26 protein-coding genes and 1 pseudogene are annotated in these 26,624 nt (G+C 71.6%); 9 read left to right on the top strand and 18 right to left on the bottom strand.

Translation table 11 applies throughout. The features are described from left to right. On the top strand, nt 1-677 hold a 677-nt coding region (locus NWP09_RS01170; protein ID WP_258273709.1), incomplete at its 5' end, for an FAD-dependent oxidoreductase. Nucleotides 678-697: 20 nt separating this feature from the next. Here the strand turns inward: NWP09_RS01170 and NWP09_RS01165 are convergent. Then, nucleotides 698-1,570 (bottom strand): Fpg/Nei family DNA glycosylase, encoded by an 873-nt coding sequence (locus NWP09_RS01165; RefSeq protein WP_258273708.1) that lies wholly within the window; start codon nt 1,568-1,570, stop codon nt 698-700. 56 nt (nt 1,571-1,626) lie between these two features. Then, nucleotides 1,627-2,619, bottom strand: coding sequence for an NYN domain-containing protein (locus tag NWP09_RS01160; protein WP_258273707.1), 993 nt, complete (start codon nt 2,617-2,619; stop codon nt 1,627-1,629). An 82-nt stretch (nt 2,620-2,701) separates the two neighbouring features. On the opposite strand from NWP09_RS01160, the gene NWP09_RS01155 reads away from it, so the two are divergent. Beyond that, nucleotides 2,702-3,388 carry a Type 1 glutamine amidotransferase-like domain-containing protein gene (locus NWP09_RS01155; protein WP_258273706.1) on the top strand — a complete coding sequence of 229 codons (687 nt, stop codon included), beginning with the start codon at nt 2,702-2,704 and terminating at the stop codon, nt 3,386-3,388. Here the strand turns inward: NWP09_RS01155 and NWP09_RS01150 are convergent. The 8 genes and pseudogenes from NWP09_RS01150 to NWP09_RS01115 all read right to left on the bottom strand — a co-directional run bounded on the left by NWP09_RS01150 (nt 3,378) and on the right by NWP09_RS01115 (nt 11,133). Next, nucleotides 3,378-4,628, bottom strand: a complete 1,251-nt coding sequence (locus tag NWP09_RS01150; RefSeq protein ID WP_258273705.1) for an MFS transporter — start codon at nt 4,626-4,628, stop codon at nt 3,378-3,380. The genes NWP09_RS01155 and NWP09_RS01150 overlap by 11 nt on opposite strands. Nucleotides 4,629-4,790: 162 nt before the next feature. Then, nucleotides 4,791-6,074 (bottom strand): annotated as a pseudogene (gene dnaB / locus NWP09_RS01145) (replicative DNA helicase); the annotation flags it as partial. Nucleotides 6,075-6,534: 460 nt separating this feature from the next. Beyond that, on the bottom strand, nt 6,535-6,987 hold the full coding sequence (gene rplI / locus NWP09_RS01140) for a 50S ribosomal protein L9 (RefSeq protein WP_258273704.1): 453 nt from the start codon (nt 6,985-6,987) through the stop codon (nt 6,535-6,537). 12 nt (nt 6,988-6,999) lie between these two features. After that, nucleotides 7,000-7,257: a 30S ribosomal protein S18 gene (rpsR, locus tag NWP09_RS01135; protein ID WP_021010585.1), complete on the bottom strand. Its 258-nt coding sequence runs from the start codon at nt 7,255-7,257 to the stop codon at nt 7,000-7,002. A 59-nt stretch (nt 7,258-7,316) separates the two neighbouring features. Next, entirely contained in the window at nt 7,317-7,847 is a 531-nt protein-coding gene (locus NWP09_RS01130; RefSeq protein WP_258273703.1) for a single-stranded DNA-binding protein, read from the bottom strand. A 2-nt stretch (nt 7,848-7,849) separates the two neighbouring features. Beyond that, complete coding sequence (rpsF, locus tag NWP09_RS01125) at nt 7,850-8,212, bottom strand: 30S ribosomal protein S6 (protein WP_258273702.1); 363 nt, start codon at nt 8,210-8,212, stop codon at nt 7,850-7,852. A 118-nt stretch (nt 8,213-8,330) separates the two neighbouring features. Then, the gene (locus tag NWP09_RS01120; RefSeq protein WP_258273701.1) at nt 8,331-9,662 is read right to left on the bottom strand and encodes a hypothetical protein; all 1,332 of its coding nucleotides are present in this window, start codon (nt 9,660-9,662) and stop codon (nt 8,331-8,333) included. 10 nt (nt 9,663-9,672) lie between these two features. Further along, nucleotides 9,673-11,133: a CCA tRNA nucleotidyltransferase gene (locus NWP09_RS01115; protein ID WP_258273700.1), complete on the bottom strand. Its 1,461-nt coding sequence runs from the start codon at nt 11,131-11,133 to the stop codon at nt 9,673-9,675. Nucleotides 11,134-11,189: 56 nt separating this feature from the next. On the opposite strand from NWP09_RS01115, the gene NWP09_RS01110 reads away from it, so the two are divergent. The 5 genes from NWP09_RS01110 to trxA all read left to right on the top strand — a co-directional run bounded on the left by NWP09_RS01110 (nt 11,190) and on the right by trxA (nt 16,642). After that, on the top strand, nt 11,190-13,199 hold the full coding sequence (locus NWP09_RS01110; protein ID WP_258273699.1) for a DUF6049 family protein: 2,010 nt from the start codon (nt 11,190-11,192) through the stop codon (nt 13,197-13,199). After that, the gene (gene murJ, locus NWP09_RS01105) at nt 13,196-14,836 is read left to right on the top strand and encodes a murein biosynthesis integral membrane protein MurJ (protein WP_258273698.1); all 1,641 of its coding nucleotides are present in this window, start codon (nt 13,196-13,198) and stop codon (nt 14,834-14,836) included. Before NWP09_RS01110 ends, murJ begins: the two co-directional genes overlap by 4 nt. 90 nt (nt 14,837-14,926) lie before the next feature. Next, on the top strand, nt 14,927-15,316 hold the full coding sequence (locus NWP09_RS01100; protein WP_258273697.1) for a hypothetical protein: 390 nt from the start codon (nt 14,927-14,929) through the stop codon (nt 15,314-15,316). Between the two features lie 43 nt (nt 15,317-15,359). Next, complete coding sequence (gene trxB, locus NWP09_RS01095) at nt 15,360-16,334, top strand: thioredoxin-disulfide reductase (protein ID WP_258273696.1); 975 nt, start codon at nt 15,360-15,362, stop codon at nt 16,332-16,334. Then, nucleotides 16,331-16,642 (top strand): thioredoxin, encoded by a 312-nt coding sequence (gene trxA, locus NWP09_RS01090; protein WP_258273695.1) that lies wholly within the window; start codon nt 16,331-16,333, stop codon nt 16,640-16,642. The genes trxB and trxA overlap by 4 nt, the downstream gene beginning before the upstream one ends. 59 nt (nt 16,643-16,701) lie before the next feature. Here the strand turns inward: trxA and NWP09_RS01085 are convergent, their stop codons facing one another. The 8 genes from NWP09_RS01085 to rpmH all read right to left on the bottom strand — a co-directional run bounded on the left by NWP09_RS01085 (nt 16,702) and on the right by rpmH (nt 22,986). Further along, nucleotides 16,702-17,754, bottom strand: coding sequence for a ParB/RepB/Spo0J family partition protein (locus NWP09_RS01085; protein WP_258273694.1), 1,053 nt, complete (start codon nt 17,752-17,754; stop codon nt 16,702-16,704). Further along, nucleotides 17,751-18,584, bottom strand: a complete 834-nt coding sequence (locus tag NWP09_RS01080; protein ID WP_258273710.1) for a ParA family protein — start codon at nt 18,582-18,584, stop codon at nt 17,751-17,753. The genes NWP09_RS01085 and NWP09_RS01080 overlap by 4 nt, the downstream gene beginning before the upstream one ends. A 1,524-nt stretch (nt 18,585-20,108) precedes the next feature. Further along, nucleotides 20,109-20,759: a 16S rRNA (guanine(527)-N(7))-methyltransferase RsmG gene (gene rsmG / locus NWP09_RS01075; RefSeq protein WP_258273693.1), complete on the bottom strand. Its 651-nt coding sequence runs from the start codon at nt 20,757-20,759 to the stop codon at nt 20,109-20,111. Between the two features lie 4 nt (nt 20,760-20,763). Continuing rightward, nucleotides 20,764-21,246, bottom strand: coding sequence for a R3H domain-containing nucleic acid-binding protein (locus NWP09_RS01070; RefSeq protein WP_258273692.1), 483 nt, complete (start codon nt 21,244-21,246; stop codon nt 20,764-20,766). Then, the gene (yidC, locus tag NWP09_RS01065) at nt 21,243-22,208 is read right to left on the bottom strand and encodes a membrane protein insertase YidC (protein ID WP_258273691.1); all 966 of its coding nucleotides are present in this window, start codon (nt 22,206-22,208) and stop codon (nt 21,243-21,245) included. The genes NWP09_RS01070 and yidC overlap by 4 nt, the downstream gene beginning before the upstream one ends. A gap of 4 nt (nt 22,209-22,212) precedes the next feature. Next, the gene (gene yidD, locus NWP09_RS01060) at nt 22,213-22,515 is read right to left on the bottom strand and encodes a membrane protein insertion efficiency factor YidD (protein ID WP_258273690.1); all 303 of its coding nucleotides are present in this window, start codon (nt 22,513-22,515) and stop codon (nt 22,213-22,215) included. Next, nucleotides 22,512-22,838, bottom strand: a complete 327-nt coding sequence (gene rnpA / locus NWP09_RS01055) for a ribonuclease P protein component (protein ID WP_258273689.1) — start codon at nt 22,836-22,838, stop codon at nt 22,512-22,514. Before rnpA ends, yidD begins: the two co-directional genes overlap by 4 nt. Nucleotides 22,839-22,848: 10 nt before the next feature. After that, entirely contained in the window at nt 22,849-22,986 is a 138-nt protein-coding gene (gene rpmH, locus NWP09_RS01050) for a 50S ribosomal protein L34 (protein ID WP_021010601.1), read from the bottom strand. Nucleotides 22,987-23,320: 334 nt separating this feature from the next. On the opposite strand from rpmH, the gene dnaA reads away from it, so the two are divergent. Together dnaA and dnaN are read left to right on the top strand one after the other, a co-directional pair. Further along, complete coding sequence (gene dnaA, locus NWP09_RS01045) at nt 23,321-24,730, top strand: chromosomal replication initiator protein DnaA (RefSeq protein WP_258273688.1); 1,410 nt, start codon at nt 23,321-23,323, stop codon at nt 24,728-24,730. A gap of 728 nt (nt 24,731-25,458) precedes the next feature. Then, nucleotides 25,459-26,601: a DNA polymerase III subunit beta gene (gene dnaN, locus NWP09_RS01040; RefSeq protein WP_258273687.1), complete on the top strand. Its 1,143-nt coding sequence runs from the start codon at nt 25,459-25,461 to the stop codon at nt 26,599-26,601. The last annotated feature ends 23 nt before the right edge of the window (nt 26,602-26,624 follow it).

The following is a 26,624-nucleotide window of genomic DNA, read 5'->3' as shown; positions in this document are numbered from 1 at the left end:
CTGCGACCGAGCGCATCGACGACGACGGCACCGCCGCGACCGTCGTGACGAGCGCCGGGGCGGTCCCCGCCGACGCGGTGCTGCTCGCGACCGGCCGCGAGCCGGCGACCGCCGAGCTGGACCTCGCCGCGGCCGGCATCGACGCCGACGAGCGCGGCTTCGTCGCCGTCGACGAGCTGCTCCGCACGAGCGCCGAGCGCGTGTGGGCGGTGGGCGACGTGAACGGCGGCCAGCAGCTCACGCCGATCTCGCTCGACGACCATCGCATCGTCAGCGCCCAGCTCACCGGCGCGGGCGACCGGAGCCGCGACGACCGCCGCGCCGTGCCGACGACGATCTTCACGACCCCGCCGCTCTCGCGGGTCGGGCTCTCCGAGCGCGAGGCGCGCGAGCAGGGCCTCGACGTGCGCGTCGGCGCGAAGCCGGTCGCCCGGATCACCGCCATGCCGCGCCCCAAGGCGATCGGCGAGACGCACGGCCTCATCAAGGTCATCGTCGACGCGCGCACCGACCGCATCCTCGGGGCCGCCCTGCACTCCGTCGACGCGCAGGAGGTCATCAACCTCGTGGCCCTCGCGATGCGCGCGAGCGTGACCGCGAGCGAGCTGCGCGACGGCATCTGGACGCATCCGTCGTCGACCGAGGCGCTCAACGAGGTGCTCGCCGAGCTCCGCTGACGCGCGCCGACCGGGGAGGCTCAGCGGCGCACGCCGAGCCGGGAGAGCACCCGGTCGGCGAGCGGCTTCCCGCCCGTCTGGCACGTCGCGCAGTACTCGAACGTGCTGTCCGCGTAGATCACCTGGCGCACCGTGTCGCCGCACACCGGACACGCCTCGCCCTTCCGCCCGTGCACGCGCATCCCCTGCCGCTTCTCGGACTTGAGCGACGACGCGGGCACGCCGCTCGCGCGCTCGACCGCGTCGCCGAGCACCTGCCGGAGCGCCTCGTAGAGGCGGTGCACGTCGTCGGCGGGCATCGAGGCGGGATGGAACGGCGACATGCGCGCGGCGTGGAGGATCTCGTCGGAGTAGGCGTTGCCGATGCCCGCGATGCGCTGCTGGTCGCGGAGCACGCCCTTGATCTGGGCCCGTCCCGCCTTCGCGAGGATCGCCGCGAAGCGCTCCTCGGTGAAGCCCGGCTCGAGCGGCTCGGGCCCGAGCGTCGCGATCGAGAGCACCTGCTCGGGGTGGTGCACGACGTGGAGCGCGAGCCGCTTCTGCGTCGCCTGCTCGGTGATGTCGACGCCGTCGCCGTCGGGCTCGAGCAGGATGCGCGCGGCGAGCGGGCCGCGACCGCGCCCGGCGGTCGGCCGCGGCGACGCGCCGCGCCACCGGATCCACCCCGAGCGCGCGAGGTGCACGACGAGGTGCAGGCCGCTGTCGACCGAGAGCACGAGGTGCTTGCCGCGGCGCTCGACGGCCGTGACGGTCGTGCCGCGCAGGGCGTCGACGGATGGGTCGTAGGTCTTGAGCGCGGCGATCTCGGTCACGTCGACCCGGCGGATGACGCGGCCGACGAGCCGCGCGCGCAGATCGGCGGCGAGCGCCTCGACCTCCGGCAGCTCCGGCATGGCACCAGTGTGCACCCGGCCGCCCACGAGCCGGCGCAGCGCGGGCCAGGCGCGGATCAGGCGCGGCGCAGCCGCAGGAGCCGGGCCTGCCCCTCCTCGCGCACCTCGACGAGCGCGTCGCGCGCGGCGACGAAGTCCGAGAACGAGCGGTGGCCGAGCGACTTCTCGTTGAACACCGGGTCCATGCGCTTCATCTGCTCCTTGACGACGTTCGCGTGCAGCCACTCGTCGTCGCCCTTCTGGTGCAGGATGCGCAGGGCCCGCTCGAGCAGGCCCGTCGCGGCCTCGCCCCGCTGCTCGGGCGTCATCGCGACCTCGTCGCGCTCCTGCTGGACCGACTCGCTCGTCGCGCGGCGGCGCCGCCGGGGCGGCTTGGTCGCGGCGGCCTCGACCGCCTCCGCCTCGATCCGCTTCGCCTCCGCGGGCGTCGGCTCCGGGGCGTCGGGCTCCCCCGGCTCCTCGTCGCGGCTCAGCACGACCGGCTGCACGCCCGGCAGGGCGTCGTAGTCGGCGAACTCGTCGCACGCGGCGGCGAGCGACTTCGACGTGCTGCCGGCGACCCCGATGCCCACCATGAAGCGGCCGAGCCGCTTCACGCGCTGGGCGAGCGCGATGTAGTCGCTGTCGCCCGCGACGACGACGATGTGCGTGATGTCGTCGAGGCGGAACAGGTCCTCGACGACGTCGATCGAGAGCCGGATGTCGGCGCCGTTCTTGAGCGACCTGGTCGTGGGGAACAGCTGCACGAGGTCGACGGCGCGGGCGAGCAGCTGGTCGCGGTAGGCGGCGTGGGCGGGCACCGACCAGTCGGCGTAGGCGCGGCTGAGCACGATCGAGCCGTAGCTCGACGCGTAGTCGATGATGGCGCCGAGGTCGACGGTCGCCTCGGCGAAGCGGGTGCGGGCCTTCGACTCGCGGCCGTCGACGGGCAGCGTGCGCACCTTGTCGCTGTGGAAGGCACCGCGCCCGTGGAGCTGGTCGTAGCGCGAGATGAGGATGTTGTCGAAGTCGATGTAGACGGCGACGCGCGCCTCGGAGTCGATGGGCATGCAGCCAGTCTGGCAGGCGCCGGCCCACGCCACCCCTGCCGGCCCGGTGTACGCTCGGCCGGCGTCGACGGACGGGCCCCTCGTGCAGCTGCTCCTCACCTCCGCGGGCATCAGCAACCCGAGCATCGCCGCCGCGCTCGAGTCGCTGCTCGGCAAGCCGGTCGCCGAGTCGACCGCGCTCCTCATCCCGACGGCCGTCCACCCGTTCCCCGACGGCGCATCCATGGCCTGGCGGGCCATCCGCGGCGAAGCGGACAGCCCGCTCGCGGGGCTCGGCTGGAAGTCGGTGGGCGTGCTCGAGCTCACTGCCCTGCCCACGATCCGCGACGAGAGCTGGATGCCGGCGGTGCGCGAGGCGGACGCGTTGCTCGTATGGGGCGGCGACGTGCTCTACCTCTGCGACTGGATGCGGCGCTCTGGCCTCGCCGCGCTGCTGCCGTCGCTCGAGAGCACCGTGTACGTGGGCGTGAGCGCGGGCAGCGTCGCGGCGACCTCGCGCAACTGCGACGCCGAGTTCGACCTCCGGTTCGTCCCGGACGGCAGCGACATGGCGGCCGAGGCCGAGCAGACCCTCGGGCTCGTCGACTTCGCCCTGTACCCGCACCTCGACCGCCCCGGCATGGAGGACGCGACGCTCCCTGCGATCGAGCGCTGGGCGGCGCAGGCCGGGGTGCCGACCTACGCGATCGACGACCAGACGGCCGTCGTGGTGGCCGACGGGGCGGTCGAGGTCGTCTCGGAGGGCACGTGGCGGCTGCTCACCCCGTGACCGGATCGTCCTCCTGCAGGAAGGCCGTCGCGATGGCGCGCCGGTGCACGGCGAGCACCCACCAGGTGGCGAGGCCCGCGACCGTCGCGAGCACGCCCCCGACGACGATCGCCGTGGGCAGGTCGGTCGCTGCCGCGATCGCGCCGCCGGTGACGGCGCCGAGCGGGATGCTGCCCCACAGGACGGTGCGGTAGGCGCCCTGCACCCTGCCGAACAGGGCATCCGGGATGAGCACCTGCCGCACCGACATGACCTGCACGTTGAACGCGCTCACGGCGAACGAGCCGAGCGGCCAGAGGGTGAGCGTCACCCACAGGCTCGGCCACAGGCCGATGCCGACGAGCGCGAGCCCGAGCACGGTGCCGCTCGCGCCCATCGCGCCGGTGCGGCCGAGCGCGCGCGTGAGGGCCGGCGAGGCGAGCGCGCCGAGCACCGCGCCCACGCCGACCGCGGCGAGCACGAGCCCGAAGGCCGCCTCGCCGATGCCGAGCACGTCGAGCGCGAACAGCACCGCGATGCCGTTCGCGACGGAGTTGCCGAAGGCGCCGAGGCCCGTGACCCACACGAGCTGGCGCAGGATCGGGTGCCGCACGAGCCAGCCGAGGCCCTCGCGGATGTCGCCGGCCAGCGTGGTGCGGGCGGCGCGCTCGGCGACGAACGAGCCGCGCACGGTGCCGACGAGCACGGCCGCGACGACGTAGAGCGCGACCGAAGCGCCGAGCGGCAGCACGGCGGCGAGCGCGAACAGCAGGGCGCCGAGCGGCGCGCCGAGGAACAGGTTCGTGACGCTCTCGGCGGTCGAGAGGAGCGAGTTGCCGCGCTCGAGCTGGTCGCGCCGCACGACGCGCGGGAGCATCGCGCGCGCCGCGTTGTCGTAGACGGTCTCGGCCACGCCGAGCAGGAACGCGGCGACGTAGAGCACGCCGATGCTCGCGGCTCCCGTCGCGATCGCGGCGGCGAGCCCGAAGAGCGTCGCGGCACGGAAGAGGTTCGCCGCCTGCATCGCGCGACGCCGGTCGACCCGGTCGACGAGCGCCCCCGCGGGGATCGCGAACAGCAGCCACGGCAGGAACGCGAGGGACGCGACGAGCGAGACGAGGAGCGGGTCGCGGGTCAGGCTCGCGGCGACGAGCGGCAGCGCCGCCTGCAGGATGCCGTCGGAGAGGTTCGAGCCGGTCGATGACGAGAACAGCCGCCAGAAGCTGCCGCCGAGCGGTCGGGGCCCCGTCTCGTCACGCACTCGACGATGATCCCGCATCGCGCCGCGGAGGCAGCGCGCGGCGCACCCGGTCTGCGCTCAGCCCTCGAACGGGGGCGGCGGGGCGCCGTAGGGGGCGCCGCCGAAGGGCGTGCCGCCCGGCGGGAGCGGCGGGGCGCCCGCGTCGCCTCCCGGGCCCATGCCGGGCGCGATGTCGGCGAACCGGGCGAGGTGCCCGTGGAACGCGACGGGGATCGTCTTCGTCGGGCCGCCGCGGTGCTTCGCGACGATGATGTCGGCCTCGCCCGGGCGGATGTCGCGGTCGTAGGCGTCCTCGCGGTGCAGCAGCATCACGATGTCGGCGTCCTGCTCGATCGAGCCCGACTCGCGGAGGTCGCTGATCGCGGGCTTCTTGTCGCCGCGCTGCTCGGGACCACGGTTGAGCTGCGAGAGCGCGATCACGGGCACCTGCAGCTCCTTCGCGAGCAGCTTGAGGGAGCGGGAGAACTCCGACACCTCCTGCTGGCGCGACTCGACCTTCTTGCCGCTCGTCATGAGCTGCAGGTAGTCGACGACGACCATCTTGAGGCCCACCTGCTGCTTGAGCCGGCGGCACTTCGCGCGGATCTCGACGAGCGTGAGGTTGGGGCTGTCATCGATGTACAGGGGGGCGTCGTTGATGCGGCCGCGGACCTGCGCGAGCGTCGTCCAGTCGCGACCCTCGATCGCGCCCTTGCGGAGCTTCTGCAGCAGGATGCTCGACTCCGCCGAGAGCAGCTTCATCGCGATCTCGGTGCGGCCCATCTCGAGCGAGAAGAACACCGACGGCATGTCGTTCTTGATCGACGCCGACCGGACGAGGTCCATCGCGAGGGTCGACTTGCCGAGGCCGGGGCGCGCGGCGACGACGATCAGCTGCCCGGGGTGGAGGCCGTTCGTGAGCTCGTCGAGCTCGCGGAAGCCCGTGGGCACGCCCGTCATGACGCCGTCGAGGCCCTTCGCCGCCTCGATCTCCTCGATCGCCGACTCGACCGCCATGCTCAGGGGCACGTAGTCCTCGGACTGGTCCTCGCCCATCACCGCGTAGATCTCGGCCTGGGCGTGGTTGACGAGGTCGGTGACCTCCCCCTCGGAGGCGTAGCCCATCTGCACGATGCGCGTGCCCGCCTCGACGAGCCGGCGGAGCACCGCCTTCTCGGCGACGATCTCGGCGTAGAAGCCCGCGTTCGCCGCGGTGGGCACCATCGACGTGAGCGAGTGCAGGTACTGCACCCCGCCCGCGCGCGAGAGCATGCCGGTCTTCGTGAGCTCGTCGCTCACGGTGATCACGTCGGTCGGCTCGCCGCGCGAGTACAGCGAGAGGATCGCCTCGTAGACGATCTCGTGCTTCGGCAGGTAGAAGTCGGCGCCGCGGACGGTCTCGAGGCAGTCGGCGACCGCGTCCTTCGAGAGCAGCATGCCGCCGATCGCGGACTGCTCGGCGAGCATGTCGTGCGGCGGGGTGCGCTCGCTGTAGCGGCTCTCGTCGAGCCCGATCTCCGCCAGGTCAGTCACGCGTCTCCCTCCGACTCGACGATGCCTCGGGCCGCCCACACCGGCCGAGCGGGAGCCTGCCCCAGGCTAGGAGCGGGGCGTTGCCTCAGCGAATCGCACTGTGGACAAGCATGTGGAGAGCTGGGGACAACGCCGCGACTTGACACGCTCGACACGCGCGGGACCTGTGCACAGATCTGTGGACTCGATCCGCCGATCCTCACCCAAAACCGCGCTGACCGGGCATTTCTGTTTCCACACCCAGTGGGGAGAGTCGGGGGTGAAGTGCACGTTGAAGGTTGGCCGCCGTCTTGAGGCGTTGTGAAGAGATGACGCTCTTCTCACGGTGTTTCGTATACGAACGAGGAACGGCCCGCATCCGTGGAGGATGCGGGCCGTCCGGGGTGCGCTGCGCCTACTTGGCGGCGACCACCTTGAGGGTGATGGTCGCGACGATGTCGTCGCGCAGGCGAGCCGTCGCCTGGTGGTCGCCCACCGAGCGGATCGGCGTGGGGATCTCGATGACGCGCTTGTCGATCGTGCCGTGGCCGGCCGCCTCGACCGCGTCCGCGATGTCCTTCGTCTGGATCGAGCCGAACAGGCGGCCCTCGGAGCCGGCCTTCGCCTGCAGCGTGACCGTGTTCGCCTCGAGGCGGGCGCGGAGGTCCTGCGCCTCCTCGATCGTGGCGTGCTCGCGGGCTGCGCGGGCGGCCTTGATCTGGTCGACCTGCTTCTCGCCACCGCGCGACCACGCGACGGCCAGGCCCTGGGGCACGAGGTAGTTGCGGGCGAACCCGTTCTTGACCTCGACGACGTCACCAGCGGAGCCGAGGCCGGAGACCTCGTTCGTGAGAATGAGCTTTGCCATGTGTCAGTCCCCTCAGCGTCCGGCGCCCGAGTAGGGCAGGAGCGCCATCTCGCGAGCGTTCTTGATCGCCTTGGCGATGAGGCGCTGCTCCTGCACCGAGACGCCCGTGATGCGGCGGGCGCGGATCTTGCCGCGCTCCGAGATGAACTTCTTGAGCGTCGCGACGTCCTTCCAGTCGATGACGCCGACCTTGATCGCCTTCGCGGGCGCGAGCGGCTTCCCGCCCTTGCCGCCGCGCGGCTTGCGGTTGTTCTGCGGCTTGCCAGCCATGTGTCCTTCTTTCGTGCTCGGGACTGCCGTCCCGTCGATGCTTCGTGGTGAGAGCGCCCTTAGAAGGGGGTCTCGTCGTTGTAGGAGGTGCCCGGGGCGCCCCAGACGTCGCCGCCGCCCTGCGACTGCGATGCCGGCTGGCCCCACGGCTCGTCCGCCTGCTGCGGCTGGCCGAAGCCGCCGCCGTGGCCGACCTGGCCGCCGGAGCTGCGGCCAGCGCCGCCGCCCTGCGTGCGCGTCACCTGCGCGGTCGCGTAGCGGAGCGAGGGGCCGATCTCGTCGACCTCGAGCTCGATGACCGTGCGCTTCTCGCCCTGCTGCGTCTCGAACGAGCGCTGCTTCAGGCGGCCCTGCGCGATGACGCGCGAGCCCTTCTGCAGGCTCTGCGACACGTGCTCGGCGAACTCGCGCCACACCGACGCGCGCAGGAACAGCGCCTCGCCGTCCTTCCACTCGTTCGCCTGGCGGTCGAACGTGCGGGGGGTCGACGCGATCGTGAAGTTCGCGACCGCGAGGCCGTTCTGCGTGTACCGCAGCTCAGGGTCGGCAGTCAGGTTGCCGACGACCGTGATGATCGTCTCGCCGGCCATGGCTACTCGGCCTCGACCTCTGCGGCTGCCTCGGGCTTCGACTCGCGCTTGACGGGCTCCTTGCCCGCGCGCGTCACGGCGACGTCGGCGCGGAGCACCTTCGTGCGCATGACGGCCTCCGACAGCTTCAGCTGGCGGTCGAGCTCGTCGCTCGTCGCGGGCTCGGCCGTGAAGTTGACGACGGCGTAGATGCCCTCGGTGCGCTTGTCGATCTCGTAGGCCAGGCGGCGCCGGCCCCAGATGTCGACCTTGTCGATCGTGCCGCCGTCGTTGCGGACGACGCCGAGGAACTTGTCGAGCGACGGGGCGACAGTGCGCTCGTCCACCTCCGGGTCGAGAATCACCATCAGCTCGTACTGCTGCATGCTTCACCCACCTCCTTCGGACTAGAACGGCTGCAGACGGTCTGCAGCAGGAGGGTATGCATGGTGCGGGGCAGAGCCCGCACAACCTGCCCACTGTACCGCAGCGGAGGGCGGGGCCTCAATCCCCGTCCGGGCCGGGCTCGGATGCGTCCCGAAGGCCCAGCACGCCGGTCGCGATGGTCGCGACGCCGTTCACCGCCACGAGCGCCATCGAGAGGTAGTGGAGCCACGGTCCGCGCTCGTCGGCGCCGACCTCCCCGGGCGCGAGCTGCACGAGGACGAGCACGGCGGCGGCGATGACGAGCATCGCGGCGCCCGCGGCGATCGAGAGCCGGGGCCGCTCGAACCACCACCGCTCCATGCGGGCGAACGGCCCGGCGCCGGTGGGTCGGGCGGCGAGCCGCATCGAGGCGGCGACCGTGCGCGCGACCGAGGCCGGCTCGCGCACGAGCGCAGCCGGCAGGTCGGACGCGGCGACCCTGCCGCTCGCGAGCTCCGCGAGCATCGGCGGCGCCCCGATCGCCTCGGCGACCCGGGTGGCATCGACCACCGGGAAGTCCTCGTGCCAGAGCCGCTCGAGCGCAGCGCACGCCTCGGGCGAGAGGCCGAGCTCGGCAGCGGCCTCCCCGGGCACCGCCATCGGCGTCCGGACGCGGAGCGCCTCCTGCCGGCGCAGCGCCTCAGGCGTCCACGGCTCCCGCGCGTCGTCCGGATGGATCCCGATGGGCCGCGATCCCCACGCGAGCGCCCAGTCGGCCTCGAGCGGCCCGAGGCGCTCGGCGAGCCCGCGCCGACGGCCGATGGGCCGCTTGAGCCACGCGAGCAGCTCGACGCGGTCGTCGCGCTCGATGAGCGACGCCACGGGGCGCAGGTCGCTCGTCCACTGCGGGAAGCTCGGGCCCTCCGACACGACGATCGAGCGCTCCCCGGCCGGCACGAGCGCCACCGGCCCGCCCGCGCCGAGCGCGAGCTCCGGCAGCCGCGCGCGCACCACGTCGGGCGGGCGGCGCACGAGCGCCGCGACGCGCGTCGACTCCTGCAGCAGCACCGCGGTGCGCTCGTCGATCGCGGCCTCCGGGTCGAAGCCGGCGGGCACCGACGTCGCGGGCTCGCCGAGGGCATCGCCCGACGCAGAGACCGGCACGAGCTGCACCGCGGCGTCGAGCGCGCGGGAGAGCCGCGCGGCGATCGTCCCGAGCGCGAGGCCGGGCACGAACCCCTGGTCGATCGCCCGCAGCGCCAGGCCCGTCGCATCCGTCAGCACGGCACCGCCGAGCACGCCGAGCCGCGCCTCGGTCGTGTCGTGCCACACGATGCCGAGGAGCTCCTCCGCGCGGAGCGCGGCGAGCGCCCGCTCGAGCGCATCGGGCACCGGCTCGCGCAGCACGAGCTCGAACGGGGCGTGCGGCACGAGCGGGCGCGCGTCGATCGCGACGTCGGGATCCTCCACAGGCGCGATGCTATGCGCCGCGGGCCGCCCACCACTCGCGCAGCACCCGCTCGGCGCGCTCCTCGCCGAGCGGGCCGTGCTCGAGGCGCTGCTCGAGCAGCATCCGGTACGCCTCCCCCACCGCGCGCCCGGGCGGGATGCCGAGCACCTCCTGGATGCGGTTGCCGTCGAGGTCGGGGCGCACGGCGTCGAGCTCCTCCTGCTCCTGCAGCTCGGCGATGCGCCGCTCGAGGTCGTCGTACGCGAAGTCGAGCCGCTCGGCCTTGCGCCGGTTGCGGGTCGTGACGTCGGAGCGCGTGAGGATGTGGAGCCGCTCGAGCAGCGGGCCCGCGTCCCGCACGTACCGGCGCACCGCCGAGTCGGTCCACGCCTGCTCGCCGTAGCCGTAGAAGCGCAGGTGCAGCTCGACGAGGCGCGAGACCGCCTTGACCGTCTCGTTGTCGAACCGCAGCTCGCGCAGCCGCTGCTTCGCCATGCGCGCGCCGACGAGGTCGTGCTGGTGGAAGGTGACGGTCCGGCCCTCGATGCGGCGCGTCGCGGGCTTGCCGATGTCGTGGAGCAGGCCCGCGAGCCGCGAGACCAGGTCGGGCCCCGCATCCGGGTTGCGCGACGCCTCGAGGTCGATGCCCTGCTGCAGCACCGTGAGCGAGTGCTCGAAGACGTCCTTGTGGTGGGCGTGCTCGTCGGCCTCGAGGCGCAGCGCGGGCACCTCGGGCAGCACGCGGTCGAGGATGCCCGTCTCGGTGAGCAGCCGCACGCCGGGCACGGGACGGTCGGTGAGCAGCAGCTTCGAGAGCTCGTCGCGCACGCGCTCGGCGGAGATGTCGCGGATGCGCTCGGCGAGCGCCGTCATGGCGGTCACGACCCGGGGTGCGACGTCGAAGCCGAGCTGCGCGGCGAAGCGCGCGGCGCGCATCATCCGCAGCGGGTCGTCGTCGAAGGAGCGCTCGGGCGCCTGCGGTGTGTCGATCGTGCGCGCGAGCAGGTGCTCGAGGCCGCCGCCGACGTCGACGAGCTGCGGCGCCGCATCCGCCCCGCCCGTCGCCCCGCGCGGGGGCGTCACCCGCAGCGCCATCGCGTTCACGGTGAAGTCGCGGCGCACGAGGTCGTCCTCGAGCGAGTCGCCGAACGCGACCGCGGGCTTGCGCGAGACGCCGTCGTACTGGTCGGCGCGGTACGTCGTGATCTCGACGTCGGCGCCGCCGATGCGGGCGGCGATCGTGCCGAACTCGCGCCCGACGTCCCACGTCGCCTCGGCGAGCGGCGCGACGAGCGCGAGGATCTCGTCAGGCCGCGCGCTCGTCGTGAAGTCGAGGTCGGTGACCGGGCGGTCGAGGAACGCGTCGCGCACGGGGCCGCCGACGAGGGCGAGCTCGTGGCCCGCGGCCGCGAATGCGGCTGCGAGGTCGCTCGTGGGCGCGGATGCGACGAGCGCGTGCAGGCGCGCGGTCGCCTCGGCCATGTCGGTCATGACCGCCCATTCTGCCGCAGGCCGGGCGCCGGGGCGCGTTCCCTACACTGGAGCGCATGCTGTCGGCCGGTCGCCTGGCGCGGCGGGGCGCGTCAGCGTGTGCCGTCGCGGCTGTCGCGACGGCACTGCTCGCAGCCCCGATCGGCACGGCCGAGCGGGCCGCCGCGACGGCGGTCGACGAGCCGGTGGCGACCGCATCCGTCGCGCCCGTCGACCCGCTGCTGAGCCCCGGAGAGCCGCTCGCCGTCGAGATCGAGATCGACAACCCGTCGGGCTCCGCCGCCCCGGCGACGACCCTCGAGCTGCTGCTCACGACCTCCCCCATCGCGACCCGCTACGGACTCACGCGCTGGTTCGACGGCGACGCGATCGCGGCCAACCGCGTGGTCGCGACCGTCGAGGTGCCCGCGGTGCCCGCGCTCGACGAGGTCACCGTCACCGCGCAGGTGGGGGCGGATGCGCTCGGTCTCGACGATGCGCCGTGGGGCCCGTACGGCCTCGCGGTCGCGGGCGACGACGTCACGGGGGCGACGAGCGTCGTCGTGCTCGACGCGCCGGGCGACGCCCAGCCGACGCGCCTCGCGCTCGCCGCGCCCATCGACGCCGCAACGGGCGACGACGGCCTGCTCACCGCCGCGCAGCTGGACACCGCCACCGATCCGGGCGGCGCGCTCGCGGACGCCCTCGGCGCGGCGCTCGCCGCCGGCGCGACGATCGGCGTCGACCCGGCGATCGGCGCGAGCGCCGCCGCGCTCGGCGACGAGGCGCCCGATTCCGCGACGACGTGGCTCGACCGCGCCGACCAGCAGGGCACCTACCCGCTGCTCTACTCGAACGCCGACCCGATCGCGATCGTGCGCGCCGGGCGCTACCCGATCGAGCCGCTCGGCATCCCGCGCGCCGGCGGAGCACCGCCGCTGCCCGCGTCCGCGGGCGCGATCGGCACGCGCCAGCAGGTGATCGACGCGACCGCCGCCGAGATCGACGAGGCCGACCTCGCCGCCCTCGCGACGATCGGCACGGTCGTGGTCTCGACCGGCAGCCTCGAGGAGGAGATCGGCGGGCGGACGCCGAGCGCCCACGCATCCGTCGCCGACGTCGACGTGCTCGCCGCCGACGCCGAGCTCCAGGCCCTCGTGCGCGAGTCGGCCGGCGACGGCGAGATCGCGGCGTCGCGCGCTCGCGCCGGGGCACTCGCGCTGCTCGCCACCATCACGCGGGAGCGCCCGAGCGACCCGCGCACGCTCGCGGCAGTGCTGCCGGCGACGACGCACGGCGACTCGCGCGAGCTGCTCGACGACCTCGCGGCGGCCCGCTTCGTCGAGACCGTCGGCATCGACGAAGCGCTCGCGCTCGAGCCGCGCGAGGCCGCGCTCCGCACCGTCGACGACCCCGAGCGCACCGCCGGCGCCGAGCTCGTGCAGACGGCGCTCGCGCAGGAGGCCGAGGCCGCGCGCGTCGCGAGCATCGTCGGGGATCCCACGAGCCTCGTCGCGGCCCTGCGGCTCTCGCTGCTCGTCGCGCTCCCGGATGCGGGGGTGAGCGTCTCGGACGCCGACAGGGCCGCGGTCGCGAGCCTGGGCGGCGACCTGAGCGACCTGCGGAGCGCGGTGGAGATCGTCGGAGGCAGCGAGATCCACGCCGTCGGCGAGCGCGTGCCGATGCCCATCACCGTCGTCAACCGGCTCGACGTGCCCGCGGAGGTCGTGCTGTCGGTGCGCGCGTCGAACGCGCTCGTGAACGTGACCCAGCGGTCGACGAGCGTGACGGTCGCGCCCGGGAGCCAGCAGCGCGTGCAGGTGCCGGTCGAGATCGTCGGCACGGGCACGGTGCTGCTCATCGCGCAGCTCCACACCCCCGACGGCGTGCCGCTCGGGCAGGTGCAGACGCTGCGTGTCACCGCGCAGCCCACGATCGAGACCGCCGTAGCCTGGGTGCTCGGCAGCGCCATCGCGCTGCTGCTGGTGTTCGGCGTCTGGCGCTCGGTGCGCAAGCGCCGCACCGGTCAGGCACACGGCGACCTCGACGCCCCCGGCGACCGGGACCTCGCGGAGGAGGCGCAGTGAGCACAGGGAAGGCGAGCGCGATCATCGCGGCGGGGACGATGGTCTCGCGCGTGCTCGGCTTCGTGAAGATGGTGCTGCTCGCCGTCGCGATCGGCCAGTCGGGCTCTCTCGTCGCCGAGGCGTTCGGCATGGCGAACCAGCTGCCGAACAACGTCTACGCCCTCGTGGCGGGCGGCGTCATGAGCGCCGTGCTCGTGCCCCAGATCGTCAAGGCGTCGAAGTCGTCCGACGGCGGCGAGTCGTACGTGTCGAAGATCGTCACGCTCGGCGGCACCGTCTTCCTGCTGCTGACGATCGTCGCGACGATCGCCGCGCCGCTGCTGGTGGACGTCTACGCCATCTCCGCCGGCGCCGACGGACGCGGCTTCTCGGCCGAGCAGATGGCGCTCGCGGTCGCGCTCGCCTACTGGTGCATGCCGCAGATCCTCTTCTACGCGATCTACACGCTGCTCGGCGAGATCTACAACGCGCGCAGCCAGTTCGGGCCCTACACCTGGGCGCCGGTGGTCAACAACGTGGTCTCCATCGCGGGTCTGGGCCTGTTCATCCTGCTGTTCGGCACGGATCAGGTGAACGAGGACATCTCGGTCTGGGACGCCGACCGGATCTCGCTCCTCGGGCTCGTCACCACGGGCGGCGTCGCCGTGCAGGCGCTCGTGCTCGTGCTGTTCTTCCGGAAGACCGGGCTCAAGTTCCGCCTCGACTTCGGATGGCGCGGGGTGGGCCTCGGCGCGACCGGCCGCGCGGCCACGTGGCTGTTCGGCATCGTGATCATCGGCCAGATCAAGGGCATCGTGCAGTCGCGCGTCGCGTCGCTCGGCGAGGGCGCGAACATCGCGACGATGCAGAACTCCTGGTACGTCTTCTCGCTCCCCCACTCGATCATCGCGGTGTCGATCGCGATCGCCTTCTTCACCCGCATGTCGCACCATGCCGCGCGCGACGACCTCCCGGGCATCCGCCAGGACCTCTCGAGCGCCCTGCGCTCCGTCGGCATGCTCACCACCATCTCCGCGCTCGTGCTCGCCGTCATCGCGGTGCCCTTCTCGCGGCTCCTCGAGGGCGGCTTCGACCCGACGCTCGCGATGCCCTTCACGATCTGGGCGTTCCTGATGTGCCTCGTGGCGTTCAGCGCCGAGTACGTGCTGCAGCGCGTGTTCTTCGCCCTCGGCGACACCCGCACCGCGTTCCTCTACGCGTGCGTGGGGATGTTCATCACCTTCGGCCTGCTGTGGTGGGCGTCGACGCTGCCCGCCTCGTGGGTGATCGCGGGCACCGCGCTCGCGGTCTCGATCGCCAACCTCATCTCGTGCGCGGTCTGGCTCGTGCTCGTCCGGCGTCGCATCGGCCAGTTCGGGTTCAAGGTCATCGCGCTGCGGCACGTGCAGTACCTCGGCTACGGGCTGCTCGCGGCGGCGGCCGGCGCCGCGGTCGTGCTCGCCCTCGGCGGCTACGAGCCGGGCGGCTTCGGCACGAGGAACATCGCGGGCGCGACGATCACGTGCGTCGCCGCGGGCGCCGTCATGGGCGTCGTCTACTTCGGCCTGCTGTACGTCACGCGCAACCCCGACTTCCGCACGACGGTCGACCTCGTGCTCGCGAAGTTCCGGCGCGGCCGCGGCGCGGCGGACGCCTGACGCCCCCGCCTCTCGGCGATCGCAGACCTGCCGCGGCTAGCATCAGCCGCGAACGGCGCCGGCGCTGGCCGCGCCAGAGCAGGGGGAACCATGGCACGCGCGCTCATCCGACTCGCCGCGCCCATCCTGGCCGGCGTGCTCGCGGGCACCGGCGCCATCGTCGGCGCCTCGCTCGTCCGCGAGCGCAAGCACCAGCACGAGCTCGAGGCGCCCGCTCGGCCGCTCGCGGTCGAGGGGTGGTGGTCCTCCGACGCGTCCTCCTCGCTCGCCCACGCGCATCCGGCCGTGCTCATCGTCGACGCCGACACGGCCCAGCTCGTCGACTCCTGGGACCGCCGCACGCGCGCTCGGGTGCCGCACCCGGTCGTCCGGCGCACGCCCGAGTGGCCCGCGACAGGCCTCCTCGTCGTCGACGCCGCGACCGGCGACCTGCTGACGGTGCTGGGCGAGCCCGATCGGCCGGGAATGGGCGCCACCTAGAATCGGTTGTTCCCCACGCATCGCCCATCGAACAGGAGACGCAGTGCACGACGTCATCATCATCGGCTCCGGCCCGGCCGGGTTCACCGCCGCGATCTACGCAGCGCGCGCCAACCTGAAGCCGGTCGTGCTCGCTTCGAGCGTCGAGATGGGCGGCGACCTGATGACGACGACGGATGTCGAGAACTTCCCCGGCTTCCCGAACGGCGTCCAGGGCCCCGAGCTCATGTTCGCGATGCAGCAGCAGGCCGAGCGCTTCGGCGCCGATGTGCGCATGCAGGACGCGACGGAGCTCGAGCTCGACGGCGACGTCAAGCGCGTGCACGTGGGCGACGAGGTGCTCGAGGCGCGCACCGTCATCTACGCGACCGGCTCCGCCTACCGCAAGCTCGGCATCGCGGGCGAGGAGCGCCTCTCGGGCCACGGCGTCTCGTGGTGCGCGACGTGCGACGGGTTCTTCTTCAAGCAGAAGCAGCTGATCGTCGTGGGCGGCGGCGACTCCGCGATGGAGGAGGCGACGTTCCTCACCAAGTTCGCCGACAAGGTCACGATCGTGCACCGCTCCGAGTCGTTCCGCGCGAGCCAGGTCATGCTCGACCGCGCGCGCGCCGACGAGAAGATCGAGTTCCTGACGAACGCCGTCATCGAGGAGATCACCGGCACCGAGGTCAACGGCACCGAGCAGGTCGGCGCCGTCAGGTTGCGCGACACCACCTCGGGCGAGACGTGGAGCATGCCGATCGACGGCGTGTTCGTCGCGATCGGCTCCGATCCCCGCACCCACCTGGTGCACGGCAAGCTCGACCTCACCGACGAGGGCACAATCGCCGTCGAGGGCCGTTCGTCGCGCACCTCCGTGGCCGGCGTCTTCGCGGCGGGCGACGTCCTCGACCCCACCTACCGCCAGGCCGTCACGGCCGCCGCGTCGGGCACGGTCGCCGCGCTCGACGCCCAGCACTACCTGGCCGCGCACGCCGTGCCGGCACTCGTCGCGAGCCCTGAGGAGGCAGCACTGTGAAGGAAGTCACCACCGCATCGTTCGAGCAGGACGTCCTGAAGGCCGGCAAGCCCGTCCTCGTCGACTTCTGGGCGGCCTGGTGCGGCCCGTGCCGCGCCGTGAGCCCCATCCTCGAGCAGATCGACGGCGAGACGGAGAAGCTCGACGTCGTGAAGGTGAACGTCGACCAGGAGCCCGACCTGGCGATGCGCTACAACATCACGTCGATCCCCGCCATGAAGCTCTTCAAGGACGGCGAGGTCGTCAAGGAGCTCATCGGGGCCCGGCCGAAGCCGGCGATCGAGCAGGAGCTCGCCTCCTTCCTCTGATCGGAGCGACGACGAGGGCCCCGTGGAACGCATCCACGGGGCCCTCGTCGTCGCGGGGGTCAGGCCTCGGTCGCGGTGCCCCCGCCGCTGAAGCCCTGCTCCCCCAGCTCGGCGAGGATGCGGTTGAGGTCGGCGACCGTCGCGAAGTCGATCGTGAGCTGGCCCTTCGACCGCCCGAGGGAGATGCGCACGCGCGTGTCGAGGCGGTCCTCGAGTCGCCCGGCGACCTCGTCGAGGCCGTGCTGCACGGCGCCCTTCGTGGGCGTGCGCCGGGGGCTGCGCGTCTGCACGAGTCCTGCCGCGGCCTCCGCGGCACGAACTGACAGATCCTCATTGATGATCTTCGCCGCGAGCTGCTCCATCGCCTCGGTCGTGGGCACGGACAGGATCGCGCGGGCGTGGCCCGCGGAGAGCACACCGCTCGCGACGCGGCTCTGGATCGTCGGAGGCAGGCGCAGGAGCCGGATGGTGTTCGAGATCTGCGGCCGGCTGCGGCCGATGCGCTTGGAAAGCTCCTCCTGCGTGATGGCGAAGTCCTCCATCAGCTGCTGGTAGGCCGACGCCTCCTCGAGCGGGTTCAGCTCCGCCCGGTGCAGGTTCTCGAGCAGGGCGTCGCGCAGCATCGCGTCGTCCGGGGTCTCCTTGACGACCGCAGGGATCGTCTCGAGGCCGGCCCGCTGGCTCGCGCGCCAGCGCCGCTCGCCCATGATCAGCTCGTAGTGCGTCCCGTCCTCCCCCGCCGCGACCGGTCGCACGACGATGGGCTGCAGCACGCCGAACTCTCGGATCGAGTGCTCGAGCTCGGCGAGGTCGTCCTCGTCGAACACGGTGCGCGGCTGGCTCGCATTGGGGCGGATGTCGGTGGGCGCGATCGCGCGCAGGCTCGCTCCCGGGATCTCCCGCAGCTCCCGCTCCTGGTCCTGCTCCTCCTCGGGCGCGAAGAACACGTCCACGGGGCGTGCGCCCGGCTTCGAGGGACGCCTCGTGCGCCGTGGCTGCACCGACGGCTCACCCGATGGGGCGACGACGTCGGTCTTCGTGATCGCCTCCGGAGTCGGGCCGCTGGGGATGAGCGCGCCGATGCCCCGGCCGAGTCCTGCCTTCTTGCTCATGCGGCTCCTCTGCGCGCGATCTCGGCGGCCGCCTCGCGATAGGACAGCGCGCCTGGTGAGTTGGGGTCGTAGGCGATGACGGTCTGCCCGTAGCCGGGCGCCTCCGAGACGCGCACCGAGCGCGGGATCACCGCCTCGAGCGTCTGGTCGGCGAAGTGCGAGCGCACCTCGTCGACCACCTGGCGCGAGAGGAGCGTCCGCCCGTCGAACATCGTGAGCAGCACCGTCGAGAGCTCGAGCTTGGGGTTCAGGTGCGCCTTGATCCGGTTGATGGTGTCGAGCAGCTGCGAGACGCCCTCGAGGGCGTAGTACTCGCATTGGATCGGCAGGAGCACCTCCGACGCGGCGGTGAAGGCGTTGATCGTCAGCAGGCCGAGCGAGGGCGGGCAGTCGATGAAGACGTAGTGCGGCGGCTGCGCGTGCTGAGAGAGGTACGCATCCAGCGCCTCGCGCAACCGGTGCTCGCGCCGCTCCATCCCAGCGAGCTCGAGGTCGGCGCCCGCGAGGTGGATCGTGGATGGCACGACATCGAGCCGCTCGCTCTGCGGACTCGTCGCGACGGCCGACGACAGCGGTTCGCCGTCGATCAGCACGTCATAGGTGCTCAGCACGTCGGCGTGGTGGTCGATCCCGAGCGCCGTCGACGCGTTGCCCTGCGGATCCAGGTCGATGACCAGCACGCGAGCGCCGGCGACCGCGAGCGAGGCAGCGAGGTTCACGGCCGACGTCGTCTTGCCCACGCCGCCCTTCTGGTTGACCACGGTGAAGATGCGCGTGCGTGCGGGGAGCGGGAGCTCGAGCGACGAGAGGGCCTGGCGTCGGCGGGCCATCGCGGCGAGCTCCCGGGCGATCGGCGTCGTGTCGAACTTTCCCGTTGTCACGCGTGCCTTCCTGTCGATGTTTCACGTGGAACATCACGCCGTGGCGCCACGGAGTGTGTTGTGATGCGAACTTCCAGTGTCGCGCCTGAAGCGTCATTTCGCAAAGCGAACACATGGGCGAGCTTGCCTGCACGGTGCGTGTTATCCACAGTTCTCCACAGGCGGTTCGCGACCTTGCCATTCCGCTTGCGGCAATCGAGCCGATCGATGGGAACGCTTGACGGGGCGAAAAGCCGCGTCATTCCGCGGAATCTGGACTCTGTTATAGACACATTCATGCCGGACTTGCTCCGGCCACGCACGGAGGTCTCCACAGTTCTCCACAGGCCCGTGGATCGCGTCACGACCGGGGGCGCGCCGATGTTCCACGTGAAACATCGGTCGGCGGCCATTCCGCCATGAGCTTGCTGCGCTCGTGCGCGTCGCGCTGCGCGGTCATGCCGGACACTCTCCGATGCCTTGCGTCAGCCGGCAATCGGACCTTGAGTGACCGACATGCTGGTTGCGCTGCGGACGCCGGGGCACCCCGTGTTCCACGTGAATCACTCGTGCAGCGCCGGTCCATAGGTGCGGGTGGGCGGTCGCAGGCGGGCCTGGTCCTTGTGCGACGAGTCCCGTCCGCCGTCTGCTCGCGTCACTACGGGGTTCGTGACATCGAGGCAACACCGCGGTCCACGTCAGGGGGCTGGGCGGACGACTCTCGCGATGTTTCACGTGGAACATACCGCCATCACGCGCACCAATGGGGTGGGAGACGTCCGCGGAACGACCGATTCCAGCGCGCTCCGAAACGCGTCCTGAGCGACTCCGCCACGCGGCCGTGCCGCTTGCGATCGCCGAGCCCGCAGGTCATATCGACGCAGACCGCGCAGCTGCCGCTGACTTTCCGCACTGTGCCCGGGCCATGAGCGCCGCGTGGGCGGCGGGAGGCTGTCGCCCCGTCCGCAGCCGCCCCGAGGCGACGCTGGCCTGTGCACCCCTGCAGGTCGTGCACCGATGCACGTTCCACGTGAAACAGCGCAGGGGCAGCGCGAAGCGCATTCGATTCCGGTTGCTGGCGCCCAACCAGCGCCAGCGGAGCGCCCGCTCCAGGTGCCCCTGTCCGAACGCGCTCTGGCGTGCCGCCGACCCATAGCACTCCGGTCGCGTGTCCGCACCGCGCGACGATCCCGTAGCACGGCTTCCGGCGCGATGGACGAGCATCGCTGCACCGAGTGCCGCATGCCTTGGGACGCGCCCTCAGCTGTACGAGGCTCATGGATGCAGGATCCAGCCGTCGCGCTCAGCGACAGCGCGTCGACGTGCGGTGTTCCACGTGGAACACTCCGCAACGAGCTGAGCGGTCGGCAGCCGACGGACGACCTGACGCCCAGGGCGGCGCATCACTGCCGCGAGCCCGGGCTGCAGCGGCGCGGCGGCGACACGGCCGGCGGCAACAGCACCAGAGCCTCGCGATGCCGCCGCGGGATCGGATCAGGGATCGACGACGGCTCGGACCACGCGAGTGACGTCGAGGCCGTGGGCGCCGCCCAGCTCGAGCACCTCGACGTCGTGCAGGCGATGCTTGCGGATCACCTTCTGCGCTGCCGCGATCTCCTCATCGGCACGTGCCCCCTTGAGCAGCAGGAGCTCGCCCCCGCTGCGGGCGAGGGGAGCGGTCAGAGGGATCAGCGTGCGCAGTGCCGACACGGCGCGCGCGGTCACCTGATCGAGGGGGAGCACGTCGCCTGAGCCGGGCACATCCTCGGCGCGCGCCCGGACGACACGTACGTTCGAGAGCTCCAGGCGCTCCGCCTCAGCGCGCAGCCAATCCGTGCGACGCTCCATCGGCTCGATCAGCGTCAGCTCGACGTCGGGACGGGCGATCGCGAGCACGAGACCCGGCAGACCGGCGCCGGACCCGACGTCGCCCACGCGACCCCGGAGCAGCGGCGCGAGCAACGCAGAGTTGAGGATGTGTCGACTCCAAAGCTGCGGCAGCTCGCGCGGTCCGATCAGCCCGAGCGTCTCGCCTCGCGCGGCGAGCGAAGCGGCGAACGAGCGAGCGACATCGATCCGGTCGCCGAAGAGGGCGACCGCAGCGGCCGGCTCGGGCTCCAGCACCGGGGGAGTGGCGTCGGTCATCGGCTCACGCGGGCACGATCACGATGTGCCGCTGCGGCCCCTCGCCCTCGGACTCGCTCTCGAGCCCGTGCTCGCGCACCAGGTCGTGCACGAGCTTGCGCTCATACGACGACATCGGCTCGAGCGCCACCCGGCTCGCGCCGGCGGCGATCTCGGCGGCCGCCGTGTCGACGACCCGCTGGAGCTGCTGGGCGCGCGCGTCCCGCGACCCCGCGACGTCGAGCACCAGGCGCGAGAACTCGCCGGTGCGCTGCTGCACGACGAGCCGCGTCAAGTCCTGGAGCGCGGCCACGACCTCGGGCTCCGCGAGCCGGCCGAAGTCGTCGCCGGCCTCGCCGACGATGATCTTCGTGCGCTGCTCGGTCTGCTCGATCTCGAGGTCCCCGTCGAGGTCCGCGATGTCGAGCAGCCCCTCGATGTAGTCCGCGGCGATCTCGCCCTCGTCGATGGCCTCGTCCGGTCCGGCCGCGCTGCGCTGCTCGGTCATGAGCCACCCTCTCGCTTCGACTTGGGCTTCTTGCCCCGCGGCTGCTGCCGCTGCGTGCGGAGCTCGATCTCCGCCTCCGTCTCGGCCTCCGCCGCGTCGACGGGAGGCAGGCCCATCCGCTGGCGCTTGCGCGCCATGCGCGCCTCGCGCGCGAGCGCGGCCTCGGAGCCCGGCGTCGGGAGCTTGTTGATGATGATGAGCTGCTGCACGAGCGTGTAGATGTTCGAGACGAGCCAGTAGAACATCGTGCCGAGCGGGAAGAGCCAGGCCGACACGAGCAGGAAGACCGGGATGATGTACAGCAGGATCCGCTGCTGCTTGTACATCGGGGACTCCTTCATCGCAGGAGTCTGGTTCTTCGTCATGATCTGCAGCTGCGTGTAGAACTGCGTCGCGGTCATGATGAGCGTCAGGATGATCGCGACGGCGATCACCGGGCCGTCGCCCTGCTCGAAGCCGGCCGCCATCGTCATGTGCAGCGGCACGACGCCGAAGAGCGTCGACTCGCTGAAGAGCGTCGCGAGCTCCTTCGTGAGGAGACCGACGCCCGGCTTCTGGTTGTTGGCGTCGGTGAGCACCTGCACGAGGCCGAGGAAGATCGGCATCTGGATGAGCAGGGGGAGGCACGACGCGAACGGGTTCGTCCCCGCCTTGCGGTAGGCCTCCATGGTCTCGCGCTGCATCGCCTCGCGCGAGAACTGGTCCTTCTTGCCCTTGTACTTCTTCTGGATGCGCTGGATCTCGGGCTGGATCTCGAGCGACTTCCGCGACGACACGATCTGGCGCACCGTCAGCGGGATCATGGCGCTCCGGATGACGAGCACGAGGCCGACGATCGAGAGCACCCAGGTGAGGCCCGAGCCCGGGTCGCCGCCGAGCGACGTCACAATCCAGTGGAATCCGACCAGGATCGCCTCGATGACCCACTTGATGGGCCACATCAGCAGGGCGAAGATGTCCAAGCTGTCACTGCTCCTTGTGAGCGAGGACGAACCCCGCTCGAGTCGTTGCGAGCCGCGACCGCGGCTCAGGGATGTCGTCCACTCCGCCGGCAGCCCAGGGATGGCAGCGGAGGATGCGCCTCGCGCCCAACCAGATGCCGCGGACCACCCCGTGCTGCTGGATGGCCTGCAGCGTGTAGGCCGAGCAGCTGGGGTAGTACCGGCACACGTCGCCGTAGAGCGGTGAGATCACCGCTCGGTAGGCGACGAGGATCGCGACGCAGACGTTGCGGGGCAGCAGCCCCAGCCCCGAGAGGCCCTGGCTCATGACCGTCGCTCCAGCAGCGGCGCGATGCCGGCCCTCAGTGTAGCGAAGTCGGCATCGGCGGCCGCGGGCAGGGCCCTGATCACGATGTCGGCCGGCTCGATCCGGTCGAGCTCCGCCCGCACGATCTCGCTCAGCCGCCGCTTCACGCGGTTGCGGACCACGGCGTTCCCCACCTGCTTGGACACGATGAACCCGAAGCGGGCGACTGCCGCTTCGGGTCTCGCACGGTGCACCACCGCTAGGGGTCCGCCCGCGCGGCGCCCGGTGCGAACGATGCGACGGAAGTCGTCGCCGCGCACGATCCGGTTCGCCTTCGCGAGCACCTCGGGCTGACTACGCCGAGAGCTCGGTGCGGCCCTTGCGGCGGCGCGCCGCGAGGATGGCGCGGCCGGCGCGGGTGCGCATCCGGAGGCGGAAGCCGTGCTTCTTGGCGCGGCGGCGGTTGTTCGGCTGGAACGTGCGCTTGCTCATGGTGAATCTCCTGTGGTCCGGCGCGAGCGCGCCGCAAGATCGAGGTGGCCGAGCTGCCAGGCTCGACGATGCGCCGCAGACGGGTGCGGCAACCTGACAACCATACGCGAGAGTCCCGGCCCGGTCAACGACGCGGGGTCGAAGTCACCGCCACGCCGCCGTCGTGCAGCAGGCACTTGCACGGGATGCGCTATGCGTGCAGACTCGTGTGATCCGCGCCGCGGCAGGTGCCCGGGGAGCACCGCAGCGAGCGGACGCCTCGTGGACAACACCTGTGGATAATGGTGTGGAAACACTTGCCCGCACGACCGCACCGCAGAGGAACCGCATACCGATGGCCCCGGACGACCGCACCGGACAGCTCTGGTCCTCCGTCCTGGCGACCCTCGCGGGAGATCCGCGGATTCCCCCGTCGCTGCGCGGATTCCTGGACCTCGTCGAGCCGCAGGGCGTCCTCGGCGGCGTGCTCTACCTCGAGGTCCCGAACGACCTGACGCGCGACATGCTCGAGCAGCGACTCCGGGTGCCCATCGTGGAGAGCCTTGTGGAGAACGCTGTGGACATCACGTCGTTCAAGATCGTGGTCAACCCGCAGCTCGACGACGAGGAGCCCCTCCCCGATGTCGTCGACGACCCCGCGGCGGATCCCGTGGTGGCACCCGTGCAGAGCTACGAGCGGGAGCCGACGGACGCGCCGGCGCGGCGCGTCGACTCGCGGCTGAACCCGAAGTACACGTTCGACAACTTCGTCATCGGCGGCTCGAACCGCTTCGCGCACGCCGCCGCGCTCGCCGTCGCCGAGACTCCCGCGAAGGCGTACAACCCGCTCTTCATCTACGGCGACTCGGGTCTCGGCAAGACGCACCTCCTGCACGCGATCGGGCACTACGCCGAGGGGATGTACCCGGGGATCCGGGTGCGGTACGTCTCGAGCGAGGAGTTCACGAACGACTTCATCAACTCGATCGCGAACAACCTCAACCAGTCCTTCCAGCAGCGCTACCGCGAGGTCGACGTGCTGCTCATCGACGACATCCAGTTCCTGAAGGGCAAGGAGTCGACGCAGGAGGCGTTCTTCCACACCTTCAACACGCTCCACGACCACAACAAGCAGGTCGTGGTGACCTCGGATGTCGCCCCGAAGCACCTGCAGGGCTTCGAGGAGCGCATGGTGAGCCGCTTCGAGTGGGGCCTGATCACCGATGTGACGGTGCCCGACGTCGAGACCCGCATCGCGATCCTCCGCAAGAAGGCCGAGGCCGAGCGCATCCAGATCCCGGCCGAGGTGCTGTCGGTCATCGCCGACAAGGTGCAGTCGAACATCCGCGAGCTCGAGGGCACGCTCATCCGCGTCACGGCGTTCGCGAGCCTCAACCGGCTGCCGGTCACCATGGAGCTCGCGCAGACGGTGCTCAAGGACCTCTTCACCTTCGACGAGGAGGCGGTGGTCTCGCCGAGCGACATCATCAGCCACACCGCCGCGTACTTCCGGCTGAGCGTCGACGACCTGCACGGCTCGTCGCGCTCGCAGACGATCGCCCTCGCGCGGCAGATCGCGATGTACCTGTGCCGCGAGATGACGAGCATGTCGCTGCCGAAGATCGGTCAGCTGTTCGGCAACCGAGACCACACCACGGTGATGTACGCGAACAAGAAGATCGAGAAGCTCATGCAGGAGCGGCGCTCGGTCTACACGCAGGTCACCGAGCTCACCTCCCGCATCAGGCAGCGCGCTGGAGCTTAGAGCGGAGACCCTTTCGGGTCTCCGCCGCGACGCCAGCGCCGACGCCCGTCTCGGGCGTCGGTCACCGTTGCGTCCATCTCAGCACGCCCGTCTCGGGCGTCGGTCACCGTTGCGTCTATCTCAGCACGCCCGTCTCGGGCGTCGGTCACCGTTGCCTCGATCACAGCACGCCCGTCGCGAGCATCGAGAACCGCTGCACGACTGCGCGCCACCGCCTCGACCCGCCCGGGCCCCAGCCGTCTCCCCGCACACCACCAGCCCGCTCGCCGCCCCGGTCGCAGCAGCCGCAGCACCATGGCCATGCGAGCGCTCAACTACCACACCGAACTCTCAACGCGCACTTCATGTGATTCGACTGTGGAGAGCGACGGCGAGCCTGTGGACAACCCCGCGGAGCGCTGTGGACGTCGAGCCGAGGCACCTCCGCGGGTCTCCACGACCGGTGGATGGGCGTCAACAGCGCGTCAACATCTTCCACCGTTGTAGTTCCCAGGATCCGAGCGCCGAGCAGGCGTGTCATCCACAGCTTGCACAGCGGTTATGAATGACAAGGATCCTGAAGAGGAAGCTCGAGCTCGTCGCCAACCATGACCGGCCGGCGGCGCCGGTCGCGGTGCGGAGGCGATCCGACGGGGCTGTGCCAGAATCGACAGCGCCGTGCCGGTCGCGGTGCGGCTCACCGCCCGCGCCAGCTGCGCAGCACCATGCCCCACGAAGGAGGACGCCCGGTGAAGTTCGTCATCAATCGCGATGTCTTCAGCGATGCCGTGTCGTTCGCCGTCAAGCTGCTGCCGCAGCGGCCGACGATGCCCATCCTGAGCGGCGTGCGCATCGAGTCGACTGCCGATGGCGTCATCCTCTCGTCGTTCGACTTCGAGTCGTCGGCGCGCACCTCGGTCGCGGCGGACGTCGAGAGCGAGGGCGTCGTGCTGGTCTCGGGCCGGCTGCTGAGCGACATCGCGGCGAAGCTGCCCCAGCGGGAGGTGCGCGTCGAGGACGACGGCACGAAGGTGCTCGTGCGGTGCGGCAACGCCCAGTTCTCGCTCGCGAAGATGCCGCTCGAGGAGTACCCGACGGTGCCGACCGTCGAGGGCCGCACGGGCGTCGTCGAGGGCAAGGCGTTCGCCGAGGCGATCTCGCAGGTCGCGATCTCCGCCTCCCGCGAGGACGTCACGCCCGTGATCACCGGCGTGCAGCTCGAGGCGAGCGACCACACGCTCACGCTCATCGCGACCGACCGCTACCGCGTCTCGGTGCGCAGCATCCCGTGGGACGCCGGCGCGGTGACCGAACCGCTCACGTCGCTCGTCCCCGCCCGCACCCTCACCGAGGTCGGCCGCACGTTCGGCAGCGCCGAGCGCATCGAGATCACGATGAGCGAGGCGGGGGAGCGGCAGCAGATCGCCTTCTCCACGAGCGAGCGCACCGTCACGAGCCTCCTGATCAAGGGCAACTACCCGCCGGTGCGCCGCCTCTTCCCCGAGCAGGTCGACCACCACGCTGTGCTCAACACCGCCGAGCTCGTCGACGCGACCCGTCGCGTGCAGCTCGTGCTCGACGCCGAGGCCGCGATCCGCTACACGTTCAGCGCGGGCCAGGTGCAGCTCGAGGCGATAGGCTCCGAGCAGGCGCAGGCGTCGGAGACGATCGACGCCGTCCTCGAGGGCGACGACATCGTGCTGTCGATCAAGCCGCAGCTGCTCATCGACGGCGTGCAGGCGACGCACTCCGAGTTCGTGCGGGTCTCGTTCACGCACTCCGAGAACACGAACAAGCCCGGGCCCATGCTCATCCGCGGCCAGACCTCGCGCGACGACGCGGAGGCGACCGACTTCAAGTACCTGCTGCAGCCGAATCTGCTGCTGCGCTGACCGACCGGCTCGACGAGGGAGCA

The sequence above is a fragment of the Agrococcus sp. HG114 genome, assembly GCF_024723325.1.
Lineage (GTDB): Bacteria > Actinomycetota > Actinomycetes > Actinomycetales > Microbacteriaceae > Agrococcus.
Note: the sequence above shows the minus strand (reverse complement) of the source record. Positions and strands in the feature narration are given on the sequence as shown.

Coding starts and splice junctions, on each gene's coding strand:
- NWP09_RS01165 (WP_258273708.1), bottom strand. CDS start 1,570: ATGCCGGAGCTGCCGGAGGTCGAGGCGCTCGCCGCCGATCTGCGCGCG.
- NWP09_RS01160 (WP_258273707.1), bottom strand. CDS start 2,619: ATGCCCATCGACTCCGAGGCGCGCGTCGCCGTCTACATCGACTTCGAC.
- rplI (WP_258273704.1), bottom strand. CDS start 6,987: ATGGCAAAGCTCATTCTCACGAACGAGGTCTCCGGCCTCGGCTCCGCT.
- rpsR (WP_021010585.1), bottom strand. CDS start 7,257: ATGGCTGGCAAGCCGCAGAACAACCGCAAGCCGCGCGGCGGCAAGGGC.
- NWP09_RS01130 (WP_258273703.1), bottom strand. CDS start 7,847: ATGGCCGGCGAGACGATCATCACGGTCGTCGGCAACCTGACTGCCGAC.
- rpsF (WP_258273702.1), bottom strand. CDS start 8,212: ATGCAGCAGTACGAGCTGATGGTGATTCTCGACCCGGAGGTGGACGAG.
- NWP09_RS01115 (WP_258273700.1), bottom strand. CDS start 11,133: ATGACCGACATGGCCGAGGCGACCGCGCGCCTGCACGCGCTCGTCGCA.
- NWP09_RS01110 (WP_258273699.1), top strand. CDS start 11,190: ATGCTGTCGGCCGGTCGCCTGGCGCGGCGGGGCGCGTCAGCGTGTGCC.
- NWP09_RS01100 (WP_258273697.1), top strand. CDS start 14,927: ATGGCACGCGCGCTCATCCGACTCGCCGCGCCCATCCTGGCCGGCGTG.
- NWP09_RS01085 (WP_258273694.1), bottom strand. CDS start 17,754: ATGAGCAAGAAGGCAGGACTCGGCCGGGGCATCGGCGCGCTCATCCCC.
- NWP09_RS01080 (WP_258273710.1), bottom strand. CDS start 18,584: ATGGCCCGCCGACGCCAGGCCCTCTCGTCGCTCGAGCTCCCGCTCCCC.
- rsmG (WP_258273693.1), bottom strand. CDS start 20,759: ATGACCGACGCCACTCCCCCGGTGCTGGAGCCCGAGCCGGCCGCTGCG.
- NWP09_RS01070 (WP_258273692.1), bottom strand. CDS start 21,246: ATGACCGAGCAGCGCAGCGCGGCCGGACCGGACGAGGCCATCGACGAG.
- yidD (WP_258273690.1), bottom strand. CDS start 22,515: ATGAGCCAGGGCCTCTCGGGGCTGGGGCTGCTGCCCCGCAACGTCTGC.
- rpmH (WP_021010601.1), bottom strand. CDS start 22,986: ATGAGCAAGCGCACGTTCCAGCCGAACAACCGCCGCCGCGCCAAGAAG.
- dnaA (WP_258273688.1), top strand. CDS start 23,321: ATGGCCCCGGACGACCGCACCGGACAGCTCTGGTCCTCCGTCCTGGCG.